14 protein-coding genes are annotated in these 11,390 nt (G+C 73.2%); 4 read left to right on the forward strand and 10 right to left on the reverse strand.

What is annotated here, in order from left to right:
• Positions 1 to 40: 40 nt before the first annotated feature.
• From FHP29_RS01030 to FHP29_RS01075, 10 genes are all read right to left on the reverse strand, one after another.
• Complete coding sequence (locus FHP29_RS01030; protein WP_139621019.1) at positions 41 to 1,003, reverse strand: serine/threonine-protein kinase; 963 nt, start codon at positions 1,001 to 1,003, stop codon at positions 41 to 43.
• A 69-nt stretch (positions 1,004 to 1,072) separates the two neighbouring features.
• Complete coding sequence (locus tag FHP29_RS01035; protein ID WP_139621020.1) at positions 1,073 to 1,294, reverse strand: ester cyclase; 222 nt, start codon at positions 1,292 to 1,294, stop codon at positions 1,073 to 1,075.
• A 98-nt stretch (positions 1,295 to 1,392) separates the two neighbouring features.
• Entirely contained in the window at positions 1,393 to 2,763 is a 1,371-nt protein-coding gene (locus FHP29_RS01040; RefSeq protein ID WP_139621021.1) for a dihydrolipoamide acetyltransferase family protein, read from the reverse strand.
• An 11-nt stretch (positions 2,764 to 2,774) separates the two neighbouring features.
• Complete coding sequence (locus FHP29_RS01045; protein WP_139621022.1) at positions 2,775 to 3,761, reverse strand: alpha-ketoacid dehydrogenase subunit beta; 987 nt, start codon at positions 3,759 to 3,761, stop codon at positions 2,775 to 2,777.
• Complete coding sequence (gene pdhA / locus FHP29_RS01050; RefSeq protein WP_139621023.1) at positions 3,758 to 4,891, reverse strand: pyruvate dehydrogenase (acetyl-transferring) E1 component subunit alpha; 1,134 nt, start codon at positions 4,889 to 4,891, stop codon at positions 3,758 to 3,760. Before pdhA ends, FHP29_RS01045 begins: the two co-directional genes overlap by 4 nt.
• 141 nt (positions 4,892 to 5,032) lie before the next feature.
• Positions 5,033 to 5,848: a hypothetical protein gene (locus tag FHP29_RS01055; RefSeq protein WP_139621024.1), complete on the reverse strand. Its 816-nt coding sequence runs from the start codon at positions 5,846 to 5,848 to the stop codon at positions 5,033 to 5,035.
• 10 nt (positions 5,849 to 5,858) lie between these two features.
• Positions 5,859 to 6,737, reverse strand: coding sequence for a hypothetical protein (locus FHP29_RS01060; protein WP_139621025.1), 879 nt, complete (start codon positions 6,735 to 6,737; stop codon positions 5,859 to 5,861).
• A gap of 15 nt (positions 6,738 to 6,752) precedes the next feature.
• Positions 6,753 to 7,631 carry a DUF2510 domain-containing protein gene (locus FHP29_RS01065; protein ID WP_158296438.1) on the reverse strand — a complete coding sequence of 293 codons (879 nt, stop codon included), beginning with the start codon at positions 7,629 to 7,631 and terminating at the stop codon, positions 6,753 to 6,755.
• Between the two features lie 126 nt (positions 7,632 to 7,757).
• Positions 7,758 to 8,171, reverse strand: a complete 414-nt coding sequence (locus FHP29_RS01070; RefSeq protein WP_139621027.1) for a hypothetical protein — start codon at positions 8,169 to 8,171, stop codon at positions 7,758 to 7,760.
• A gap of 196 nt (positions 8,172 to 8,367) precedes the next feature.
• Positions 8,368 to 8,808: a hypothetical protein gene (locus FHP29_RS01075; protein WP_158296439.1), complete on the reverse strand. Its 441-nt coding sequence runs from the start codon at positions 8,806 to 8,808 to the stop codon at positions 8,368 to 8,370.
• Positions 8,809 to 8,849: 41 nt separating this feature from the next.
• Between FHP29_RS01075 and FHP29_RS01080 the strand changes: the two genes are divergently transcribed.
• The 4 genes from FHP29_RS01080 to FHP29_RS01095 all read left to right on the forward strand — a co-directional run.
• Positions 8,850 to 9,554, forward strand: a complete 705-nt coding sequence (locus FHP29_RS01080; RefSeq protein WP_158296440.1) for a GntR family transcriptional regulator — start codon at positions 8,850 to 8,852, stop codon at positions 9,552 to 9,554.
• 36 nt (positions 9,555 to 9,590) lie between these two features.
• On the forward strand, positions 9,591 to 9,983 hold the full coding sequence (locus tag FHP29_RS01085) for a phage holin family protein (protein ID WP_139621030.1): 393 nt from the start codon (positions 9,591 to 9,593) through the stop codon (positions 9,981 to 9,983).
• The gene (locus FHP29_RS01090; RefSeq protein ID WP_139621031.1) at positions 9,983 to 10,486 is read left to right on the forward strand and encodes a low molecular weight protein-tyrosine-phosphatase; all 504 of its coding nucleotides are present in this window, start codon (positions 9,983 to 9,985) and stop codon (positions 10,484 to 10,486) included. The genes FHP29_RS01085 and FHP29_RS01090 overlap by 1 nt, the downstream gene beginning before the upstream one ends.
• Positions 10,487 to 10,562: 76 nt before the next feature.
• Positions 10,563 to 11,390, forward strand: an 828-nt coding sequence (locus FHP29_RS01095; RefSeq protein ID WP_275669410.1) for a 3-hydroxybutyryl-CoA dehydrogenase, incomplete at its 3' end; no start/stop codon positions are given.

Below are 11,390 nucleotides of genomic sequence, written 5' to 3' on the forward strand. Positions count from 1 at the left end.
GATCGACGACGCCTCGATCGACAACGCCTCGGCAGGAGGGTCAGGTCGCCCACAGGCAGCCGGCCGCGGCGGTCAGCACGACGTCGGCGGGCAGGTCCTCGAGGTGCCGCGGCCCGTGGGCGCGCACCAGCGCGCGGGCCGTGCATCGTGCCGTCGACCGGTCCAGGCCGGCGTCCCGCTCGAGGCTGTCGGCGAGGGCGGCGTGGGTCGCCGGGCTCCGCTCGACCTCCTCGGGCGCCATGACGGCGGCCCCGCCCGCGACGACCACCAGTGCCGCGGCGGCGAGGGCGGCCCGCCGGCGGCGCGGGGTCGGGGCGGGCTCGGCGTGGAGCGCCGCACGGAGGGCATCGCGCAACCCGGCCGCCGTGGCGGGCGGCTCGGCGAGCAGCCGCGCGAGCTCGGGCTCCGGCGCCTCGGAGAGGATGTCGCGCAGCAGCCGGACCAGCGCCCTGACGTCGTCGGCAGGTGAGTCCCCGCCGGCCGGCCCGGCGATGCCGAAGTCGGCGAGATAGGCGACGGTGTGCGTGCCGCGGCGGCGCAGCAGCACGTTGGACGCCTTGACGTCGCGGTGCACGAGCCCCGCGCGATGCGCCTCGGCCAAGCCGTCGGCGACCTGCGCGACGAGCTCGAGCGCCTCCCCCGCCGGGAGCCGACCGTGCCGACGCAGCGCGGCGGCGAGGTCGCCGTCGGGCACCAGCTGGCTGGCGAGGTAGAGACGCCCGTCGATCTCGCCGTGCGCGAAGACCTGCACCACGTGCGGCGAGTCCAGCGACGCCTGCGCCTTCGCCTCGCGCACGAAGCCGGACCGGAACGCGGGATCGGCGGCGTACGGGTCGACGATCAGCTTCAGCGCGACGCTGCGGCCCAAGGTGGTGTCGATCGCCTCGTAGACGGTCCCCATGCCGCCGCGACCGAGCCAACGCACGATCCGGTACGGCCCGAGCCGGTCGCCCGGGCCCGGCGCGCCGGGATCGGCCGGGACGGGAACGGGCGGGACGGTCATCCTCCCGTTCTACCGGCCCGCGGGCGCGCCTGCGACCGGCTGTCCCCAAGCGGGCCGCACCGGCGCCCGTCAGGCCGGCAGGAGGCCGAGCTGCCCGAGCATGGCGAGCTGGTCGACGACGTGCCAGTGCTCGGCCAGCAGCCTGTTCTCGACGCGATAGATGTCGATGCCGCCGATGGTGAACGACCCGCCGGTGGCCGGGATGCCGGCGAAGTCGCCGACGTGGGTGCCCGCATTGGTCCAGCGCACGACCACCCGGTCACCCCCTCCGTCGAGTTTCCGCTTTCTCACCCTTCAGTTGCCAGTCCTCCGGATACGCCGTGAGCTCATCGGCAACTCGACGGTGAGAAAGCGGCAACTCGACGGTGAGGAGGGGGCAACTCGACGGGCTAGAAGAGGAGCGCGGTCGCCGGGTCGCTCACGAGGCCGGCGACGTCGGCGAGGAACCGCGAGCCGGTGGCACCGTCGATGTGGCGGTGGTCGAAGGACAGCGACAGGGTCATCGCCTGGCGCGGGACGACCTGGTCGCCGACGACCCACGGCTGCGGCCGGATCGCGCCGAGGCACAGGATCGCGGACTCGCCGGGGTTGATGATCGGCGTGCCTCCGTCGACCCCGAACACGCCCACGTTCGTGATCGTGAAGGAGCCGCCCGCCAGGTCGGCGGGCTGGGTGCGTCCCTCGCGAGCCGTCGTCGTCAGGGTCTCGAGCGCCTGCGCGAGCTCGACCAGCGACAGGGCGTGGGCGTCCTTGACGTTGGGGACGACCAGGCCGCGCGGGGTGGCGGCAGCGATGCCGAGGTTGACGTACTGCTTGACGACGACCTCCTGGGCGGCCTCGTCCCAGGTCGAGTTGATCAACGGGTTGCGGCGCAGGGCGAGCAGGCACGCGCGGGCGACGACGAGCAGCGGACTCACCTTGACGTCGGCGAACTCCCGGCGCTCCCGGAGCCGGTCGACCAGCTCGACCGTGGCCGTGGCGTCGACGGTGACCCATTCGGAGACGTGCGGGGCGGTGAAGGCGGACGACACCATCGCGGCGGCCATGTTCTTGCGCACGCCCTTGACCGGCTCGCGCGTCTCGCGGCCGGCCGGGTCGGCGCTCACCCGGGGGGCGGCGACACCCGGCGCCACGCCTCCGGCGGCGGCGAGCACGTCCTCCTTGCTCACCGTGCCCTTGGGTCCGGTCGGCTCGAGGGCGGTGAGGTCGACGCCCAGGTCCCGGGCCAGGCGGCGTACCAGCGGCTTGGCGAGGGCACGGGCCGGGCGGGAGGGCTCGACGGGGCCGGGGACGACGACCGCGGCGACCTCGCCGGGCGTCGCCTTGCGGGCGCGCCGCTTGAGGGCCCGCTGCTTGGGGCCGTAGCCGACGAGCGTGGCGTTGCCCTCGGGCGGGACGTTGGTGTCGATGGGATCGGTCCCCGACGCCGACGACACCGGTGGCTCCGCAGGAGCCGTCGGCACCTCGCTGGCCGGGGGCGGGACGGGCTCCGACGTGGGCGCCGACGTGGGTGCCGTGGCCGCGTCGGGCTCGCCGATCCGGATGATCGGCGTGCCGACCTCGACGGTGTCGCCCTCCGCGGCGAGGAGCGCGAGGACGTGCCCGGCGTACGGCGAGGGCAGCTCGACGATGGACTTGGCGGTCTCGATCTCGACGACGACGTCGTTGATCGCCACGACGTCGCCCTCCTTGACCCGCCAGGCCACGATCTCGGCCTCGGTGAGGCCCTCGCCGACGTCGGGAAGCTTGAACTCGTTCATGAGCTGACTCCTCAGAACCCGAAGGTGCGGTCGACGGCGTCGAGGACCCGGTCGAGGTCGGGCAGGAAGGCCTCCTCGATCCGGGCGGGTGGGTACGGCGTGTCGAAGCCGCCGACGCGCAGAACCGGGGCCTCGAGGGAGTGGAAGCACTCCTCGGTGACCCGGGCGGCGATCTCGGCGCCGAGGCCGAGGGTCACGTGCGCTTCGTGGACCACCACCAGGCGTCCGGTACGCCGCACCGACTCGTGCACCGGGACCAGGTCGAGCGGCGAGAGCGTGCGCAGGTCGATGACCTCGAGCGAGCGGCCCTCCTCCGCGGCGACCGTGGCGGCGTCGAGACAGGTGGAGACGGTCGGGCCGTAGGCGACGAGGGTGGCGTCCGAGCCGGAACGGACGACCCGCGACTGCCACAGCGGCGCGGGCGACTCCGACAGCGCCGCCTCATCGACGTCGGCCTTGGCCGCGTGATAGAGCCGCTTGGGCTCGAGGAAGATCACCGGGTCGTCGGCGTGGATCGCCTGCTGGATCATCGCGTAGGCGTCGGCCGGGTTGGAGCAGGCGACCACCTTGAGCCCCGGGGTGTGCACGAACTGTGCCTCGGGCGACTCGCTGTGGTGCTCGACCGCGCCGATGCCGCCGCCGAACGGGATCCGGATGACCATCGGGATCCGCACCCGGCCCCGGCTGCGGTAGTGCAGCTTCGCGACCTGGCACACGATCTGGTCGTAGGCGGGGTAGACGAAGCCGTCGAACTGGATCTCCACCACCGGGCGGTAGCCGCGCATCGCCAGGCCCACGGCGGTGCCGACGATCCCGGACTCGGCCAGCGGCGTGTCGATGACGCGGTCGTCGCCGAAGTCCTTCTGCAGGCCGTCGGTGATCCGGAAGACCCCGCCGAGCCGGCCGACGTCCTCCCCCATGATCACGACCTTGTCGTCGTCCTCCATCGCCCTGCGGAGCCCGGCGTTGAGCGCCTTGGCGAGGCTCATCGTCGTCATGACAGGGCCTCCTCGAAGGACGCGGCGTGCGCGTCGTACTCGGCCTGCTGGGCGGCGAGCTCCGCCGTCTTCTCGGCGTGGACCAGGTCCCACAGGTCGTGGGGCGAGGGGTCGGGCAGGGCGTGGCACTCGCGGCGCATCCGCTCGCCGAGCGCGTCGGCCTCGGCGGCGACGTCGGCGGTGAACGCCTCGTCGGCCATCCCGTTGCGGCGCAGGTAGACCTCGAGGCGCGCGATCGGGTCCTTGAGCTTCCAGTGCTCGAGGTCCTCGCTGAGCCGGTAGCGCGTCGGGTCGTCGGTCGTCGTGTGGGCGCCCATCCGGTAGGTGTAGGCCTCGATGAGGATCGGGCCCTGCCCCTCCCGCGCGCGCTGCAGCGCGGCCTTCATGACGGCGTACGTCGCCAGCACGTCGTTGCCGTCGACGCGGACGCCCGGGAACCCGAAGCCGTGGGCGCGACGGTAGAGCGGGATGCGGGACTGCCGCTCGAACGGCTCGGAGATCGCCCACTGGTTGTTCTGGCAGAAGAACACGACCGGGGCGTTGTAGGACGCGGCGAAGACGAAGGCCTCGTTGACGTCGCCCTGGGAGGAGGCGCCGTCGCCGAAGTGCGCGACGACCGCCATGTCACGGTCGGGGTCGCCGGTGCCGACCAGGCCGTCGCGCTGGACGCCCATCGCGTAGCCGGTCGCGTGCAGCGTCTGCGCGCCGATCACGATCGTGTAGAGGGCGAAGTTGTGCTCGGCCGGGTCCCAGCTGCCCTGGTCGACCCCGCGGAACAGCGACAGCAGCCGGACCGGGTCGACGCCGCGGCACCAGGCCACGCCGTGCTCGCGGTAGGTCGGGAAGACGAAGTCCTGCGGCGCCAGGGCGCGGCCGGCGCCGATCTGGGCGGCCTCCTGGCCGAGCAGCTGGGCCCACAGCCCGAGCTCGCCGTGGCGCTGCAGCGCAGTCGCCTCGACGTCGAGACGGCGCACGAGCGTCATGTCGCGGTAGAACCCGCGCAGCTCGTCGGGCGTGAAGTCGACGTCGAAGCCGGGATGGTGCACGCGCTCACCCTCGGGGGTGAGGAGCTGGACGAGCTCGGGATCGGGTGCACGCTCGGGGGCCGGTCCGAAGACGGGATCGCTCATCTGGTCGCCACTCCTTGCAGCCTGCCGCGGGATCACCGCGACGGGCGGGGGTCGGTCCGTGGTTCCGGATCCATCACAGGGGTGGCGTGACGTGTGACCCGGAGCACACCTTCACCCTCACGATACTCGTCTCCCGACGCGTCACTTCTCGACGTAGCTGTAGCCGCCGACCAGCCACTCGCCGCTGGTGCCGTCGAGCGCCCAGGTCGAGTCGAGGGTCTTGCCGGTGCTGGGGGCGTAGACGTCCCCGTAGACGTTGACGATGGTGGCGTCGAGCGTCGGCTCGGGCTCCTTGAACGTGTATTCGGCGTTCGACATCTCGAGGTCGCCGGCCACCGCCTCGCAACCGGCCTGGTCGGTGAACTCGGAGGCGAAGTAGTCCGGGGTCGTCAGGCCCTCGACCGCGAGGCAGTCGCCCTCGAGCAGCGAGTCGAGGAAGGCCCGAGCCGTGATGGTCGGATCGCCCTCGGGCAGGTCGGCGCCCTCGGTCTCCTCGGTCTCCTCGGTCGGCTCGTCGGTCTCGTCCGTGTCGTCGCTCGCGTCGTCCGTGGTCGCGGAGCTCTCGTCGTCCTTGGCCGACGCCTTGTCGTCGTCGCCGTCGAAGACGGTGAACGCCAGCACGGCGACCACGCCGAGCACGAGCACCACCATGCCGGCCACGATCCCGATGATCAGGCCCTTCCTCCTCCCGCCGCCGCTGCTCGGCGGCGCCGGGAAGCCCGGACCACCGGGGTAGCCGCCTCCCGGGTACCCGGGCTGGGGGTAGCCGGGCTGGGGGTAGCCGGGCTGGGGGTAGCCCGGCTGGGGGTAGCCCGGCTGGGGGTAGCCGGGGGCGGGCGGCTGCGGAGGCTGGCCCGGCGCGCCGTACGGCGGCACCGGAGCGCCACCCGCGGGCGGAGCCATCTGGGTCGGGGGCTGCTCGCCCGGCCGCCCCGGCGGGGGGAACTGATCACTCACGCGCGTGAGCCTAGTGGTAGTCGTGCTCCCGGACGGCCGAACCGTGGCGACGCCGCGACCACAGGCTGAGCACCACCAGGACCAGGCCCACCGGCGCGGCGAGCAGCAGGCCGCGGGCCGAGGACTCGAGGGATCCGACCACGGTGTCGACCAGGACTCCGGCCAGCTCGCGACGCTCCGCCTCGACCCGGTCGAGCGCCGCCGTGGCGACCGGGTCGGCGGCGAGGAGCACCACGACCGCGGCGAGGGCGAGCCCGAGCAGGGCCAGGCCCAGCGCGCGCAGCCGGCCGCGCCAGCCGCGTGCGACGAGCACGGCCAGCACCACCAGCCCCAGCCCGACGAAGGGAATCAGGCGCAGGAGGCCGTCGACGGTGCGGTACGCCGGGCCGGCCTCCGCGACCTTCGCCTCCTGCATCACCGGCACCCGCAGCGCGACGTCGGGCAGCAGGCCGACCGGAATGCCCCGGTCCTCCAGCTCGAGCAGGACCTGGGCGACGAGCGGACCCGCGTCGACCGTGATCGAGCCGTCCGCCGGCGCGTCCGGGTGCTCGAGGACCGCCAGCACCTGGTCGTGCAGGTCACCGTTCGCCGTGCGCCAGAACTCCGGGAACTCCGGGCTCTCGACCACCATCGTGGCTGCTCTTCCCGCCCACGCCCGCACCTCCTCGGGCAGCCCGACCGGGATGTGCTGCTGGAGCGCCGACACTGCGGCGTCCGCGGCGGCATCGGCCAGCACCTGGCGCACGGTCGGGTCGTGCGCGAGTCCGGCGACGGTGTCGACGTACTCGTCCCGGTCGTCGACGCGGGCCGTCAGCCAGGTGCTCGCGATGGCGAGCGGCGCGACGAGGGTCGCGACCAGGACGGCCACCGTGGCGGCGAAGGAGCGCATGCCTTCAGTCGTACCTCAGTCGAGCACGTAGGGCTCGGCGACCCGCCAGTCGCCGTCCTCCTTGACGAGCCTCATCCGGAAGGTCGAGGAGCTCGACCGGTCGCCGTCGAGCTCCTCGTCGAGGAAGTCGTCGTCCTCGGTGTACTCGGTCGTCTGCCTGACCTCGACGACCGCCTCGTCGTCGCCCTTCTCGTCGACGTCCTCGATCTCGACCTCGAAGTCGAAGTTGCCGCGGATGTCGTCGATGGAGAGGTCGTAGTCGTCCTCGTACTGCTCGGACTCCTCGTCCTCCTCCTTCGCCTGCTCCTCGGCGTAGTCGCCGCAGTCGTCGGCGTCCTCGATCAGCGACTCGCGCTGGTCCTCGGCGGTCAGCTCGCAGACCGTGCCGTAGTCGCTCTCGAAGCTCGCCGTCAGGTATTCCTTCGCGACGTCCTCGGGACTCCCCCCGCCGAGGGCCTTGACCAGGACCACGACGAGCAGGACGGCGGCCAGGAGCGCGACCACCGCGCCACCGATGATCATGGGCAGCCTCCGGCCGCCCTTGCCGCCGGACGGCGGAGTCCAGGAGGGCTGGCCGTACGCCGGCTGCCCGTACTGCTGCTGCCCGTACTGCTGTGGGAAGGGCGGCTGCGGGAAGGGCGGCTGCTGCCCGTACTGCTGCGCCGGCGGGTGCGCGGGCGGCCGCGGCTGCGCGGGCTGCCGCGGCTGCGCGGGCTGCTGCGGCGCCATGACCGTGGCGTCGCTCGGGCCGGACGGGCCGGACGGGCCGGACGGGCCGGGCGGAGCGGGCGGCTGGGTGTGCTCGGTCCACTGGGTGCCGTCCCACCAGCGCTGCCCGCCGCGGCCGTCGGGATACCAACCGGCGGGAGGGGTGGGCTGGTTCGGGTCGGGCATCGCACTCTCCTCGGCGGGCGGGCAGTCGGCGGGCATCATGCCACGCAGCGGCCCGGTCGAACCGGCCGCGGTGTCGCGCGGAGGCCAGCCGGCGAGGGTCGGCCGGCGAGGGTCGGCCGGCGAGGATCAGCCGGCGTCGACGCCGGCGACGCGCCAGTCCCCGTCGACCTCGACCAGCTCGACGGTCCCGCGGTCGATCGGGCGCGCGCCCTGCCAGATCGCGTCGAATCCCGCGCGGTCCGCGCCGTGGTAGCGCAGCTCGACCTCGTAGCTCACCCGGGCCCGGCCGTCGCCCTCGCTGAAGGGCTCGACGCTCACGGTGATCTCGGTGTCCTCGCGGTAGGGGTCGAAGGCCGATCCCCGTCCCGCCGATGCGTCGGCGTCGGCGTAGGCGGCGCAGTCGGCGTAGGGCACCCCCTGGAAGAGGTAGGTGCGCCACTGCTCGGTCGCCGCCTCGCACATGGCGCGCCAGCGTCCGGTCCAGCTCGCCCGGAGGTAGTCCTCCGCGACGCCCTGCGGCCCCGGGCCCCGCAGCAGCACGACGAGCCCGGCGGCCAGGGCCAGGACCGCGACCAGGGCGGCGGCTGCGAGGGCGGTACGCCGTCCGGGCCGTCCCGTGCGGCGCCAGGGGATGGAGCGGGTCGGCCGGATCGGTTCACCGTGGTGACGACCGCGACCAGCGCCACGAACAGGACGAGCGCGATCGCGGTCAGCACGCCCCTGCGGAGGCATGGCGTCAGGGCTCCATGTTCTCGAGGTGGTCGGAGAACCCCGACTCGAGGTCGGCGGGGTTCGTCGGGAAGTTCGGGAGGTCGCTCGGCAGTCCCGACGGCATCCCGCTGGGAGCCTTGGTCGGCCGGCCCGTCGGGCCGTCCGGCACGCTCGGCAGCTCGGTGGGCAGGCTCGGCGCGGGCGTCGGCAGGTCGCTCGGGAAGTCCGAGGGATCGAGCGTGGGCAGGTCGAGCGGCGCCTTCGTCGTCGACCCCTCCGTCGCCGTACTGCTGGTGTCCCCACCGACCTTGCCGCCGTCGCCACCGTCGCGGCCCACGAGCAGGAATGCGGCGACGGCGACCACCGCGAGGGCCGACAGCACGCCACCGACGGCGATGGCCGCCCGCACTCCGCGGCCGCCGCTCACCTCGAGGGACGGGCCGTCGGTCGGGGGCTCGGGAGACACGCCCTCACCCTAGACGGTGCCCGGGCTTGCAGAATGGGGCCATGGCCGGACCTGCCACGCCGCCGAAGACGCCGTTCACCCCGCTCAGCGTCGAGCACGCGTCCACCGTGTCGCGGGTGGCTGCCGAGATCCGGCGGGCGGTCTTCGAGGGGGAGCTGGAGAGCGGCACGCCGTTGCGCGAGGTGGCTCTCGCGGAGTCCTTCGGGGTCTCCCGCCCCACCGTCCGCGAGGCCCTGACCGTGCTGGTGGCCGAGGGGCTCGCGACCCGTGAGCCGCACCGCGGCGTGATGGTCGCGACGCCGCGCGCCGACTCCGTGCGCGACGTGTGCCGCGCCCGGTGGGTGCTCGAGGGAGCCGGGGTGCTGGCGTGGCCGGAGGCGGACGACGTACGACGGGCGCGGGTGCGCACCACCCTCGACGCCTACACGGCGGCAGTGCGCAGCGGCGAGGCGTCGTACGAGGAGCTCAACGAGCGTCACCTGGCCTTCCACGTCTCGCTGGTCGAGCTGACCGGCATCCAGCGGCTGGTGCAGATGGCCGAGGCGCTCATGGACGAGCTGAGGCTCGCGCTGGCGCAGGTCGAGCGGATCGACCGCAACGCCCACGACGAGGCCGGGTCGCACGAGGGCCTGGTCGAGCTGCTGGAGGCCGGCCGGATCGACGGTCCGGACGGCGCGCACGCCTTCCTGCGCCACCACATCGAGCACGCCGAGGTGAAGATCGTCGAGGCGCTCGGGCTGGAGTGACCGGCCCGATGACACCCCCGATGACACACTGACCGCATGGTGGCCTTCCTCTCCCGCTGGGCGATCACGATCGCCGCGCTCGCCGTCGCGGCGCAGCTGATCTCCGGCATCCGGTTCGAGGGGGCGAGCGAGGGGCGGGCCGAGCTCGAGGACAAGATCGTCCCGCTGGTGCTGGTGGCTCTCATCTCCTGCGCGATCACCGCCTGGGTCAAGCCGCTGCTCACCTTCTTGTCGATCCCGTTCATCCTGCTGACGCTCGGCCTGTTCCTGGTCGTGCTCAACGCCCTGCTGCTGCGGCTGACCGCGTGGCTGGCCGACGTGGTCGACATCGGCTTCCACGTCGACGGGTTCTGGCCGGCGGTGTGGGGCTCGATCATCATCAGCGTCACCACCTGGATCCTCGACGCGATCGTCGGGGTCGACGACTGATGACGCCCGCTCCGCCGCCCCGCGAGCCGGGGAGCTACCGGATCGCGCTCGTGTGCCTGGGCAACATCTGCCGCTCTCCGATGGCCGACGTCGTGCTGGCGTCCCGCGTCGCCGGGGCCGGGCTCGACGACCGGGTCGAGGTGGTCAGCGCCGGCACCGGCACCTGGCATGTCGGCGAGGCGATGGACCGCCGGGCCGCGGCCCTGCTCACCGCCCAGGGGTACGACGCCAGCAGGCACCGCGCCCGGAGCGTGGTCGCGTCCTGGCTGCAGGAGCAGGACCTGGTCCTCGCGATGGACCACGACAACCTGCGCGAGCTGCGTGCGCTCGGCGACGCGGATCCGGCGCGGGTGCGGCTGTTCCGCGACTTCGACCCCGCGGAGCCGGGCGGCGTCGTACCCGATCCGTTCTTCGGCGGGGAGGACGGCTTCCGTGCCGTGCTGGACATGGTGGAGCGCACCTGCGACGCGCTGGTCGCCGCGGTGGACGCGGCGCTCGCCTGAACTGGCCCTACTGACCGGTCACCCTTACGTTGCTAGGACGTCCTAGTAAATCGAGCAAGGGGAGCAGATGACGAGCATCGAGCGCGTGGGAGTGGTCGGCGGCGGCCTGATGGGATCGGGCATCGCCGAGGTCAACGCCCGCGCCGGCAAGGACGTGATCGTCGTCGAGTCGTCGGCCGAGGCCGTCGAGGGCGCGCGGGTCCGGCTGGAGGCCTCGCTCAAGCGCGCGGAGAGCCGCGGCAAGATCGAGTCGGCCTCCGCCGTCCTCGATCGGATCCGGGTGGTCGACGACCTCGGCCTGCTCGCCGACCGGGACATCGTCATCGAGGCGATCGTCGAGGACGAGCACGCGAAGACCGACCTGTTCCGCCGCCTCGACGAGATCGTCACCAGCCCGGACGCGATCTTGGCGTCCAACACCTCCTCGATCCCGATCATGAAGCTCGCAGTCGCGACGAGCCGGCCGACCCACGTCCTGGGCGTGCACTTCTTCAACCCGGTCCCGGTGCTCAAGCTCGTCGAGCTCGTCCCCTCGCTGATGACCGACCCGGACACGACCGAGCGGGCCCGCGCGTTCGTCCAGGACGACCTCGGCAAGACCGCGATCGACTGCCAGGACCGGGCCGGCTTCGTGGTCAACGCGCTGCTGATCCCGTTCATCCTCTCCGCGATCCGGATGTTCGAGTCGGGCTTCGCGTCCGCCGAGGACATCGACCACGGGCTCGTCCTCGGCGCCGCCCACCCCCAGGGCCCCCTCGCCCTCGCCGACCTGATCGGCCTCGACACCGTCAAGGCGGTCGCCGAGTCGCTGTACGAGGAGTTCAAGGAGCCGCTGTACGCCGCTCCCCCGCTCCTCGCCCGGATGGTCGAGGCGCGGCTGCTCGGCCGCAAGACCGGCCGGGGG

This window comes from Nocardioides albidus (assembly GCF_006335005.1).
Lineage (GTDB): Bacteria > Actinomycetota > Actinomycetes > Propionibacteriales > Nocardioidaceae > Nocardioides > Nocardioides albidus.

Coding starts and splice junctions, on each gene's coding strand:
- FHP29_RS01030 (WP_139621019.1), bottom strand. CDS start 1,003: ATGACCGTCCCGCCCGTTCCCGTCCCGGCCGATCCCGGCGCGCCGGGC.
- FHP29_RS01040 (WP_139621021.1), bottom strand. CDS start 2,763: ATGAACGAGTTCAAGCTTCCCGACGTCGGCGAGGGCCTCACCGAGGCC.
- FHP29_RS01045 (WP_139621022.1), bottom strand. CDS start 3,761: ATGACGACGATGAGCCTCGCCAAGGCGCTCAACGCCGGGCTCCGCAGG.
- pdhA (WP_139621023.1), bottom strand. CDS start 4,891: ATGAGCGATCCCGTCTTCGGACCGGCCCCCGAGCGTGCACCCGATCCC.
- FHP29_RS01060 (WP_139621025.1), bottom strand. CDS start 6,737: ATGCGCTCCTTCGCCGCCACGGTGGCCGTCCTGGTCGCGACCCTCGTC.
- FHP29_RS01065 (WP_158296438.1), bottom strand. CDS start 7,631: ATGCCCGACCCGAACCAGCCCACCCCTCCCGCCGGTTGGTATCCCGAC.
- FHP29_RS01080 (WP_158296440.1), top strand. CDS start 8,850: ATGGCCGGACCTGCCACGCCGCCGAAGACGCCGTTCACCCCGCTCAGC.
- FHP29_RS01085 (WP_139621030.1), top strand. CDS start 9,591: ATGGTGGCCTTCCTCTCCCGCTGGGCGATCACGATCGCCGCGCTCGCC.
- FHP29_RS01090 (WP_139621031.1), top strand. CDS start 9,983: ATGACGCCCGCTCCGCCGCCCCGCGAGCCGGGGAGCTACCGGATCGCG.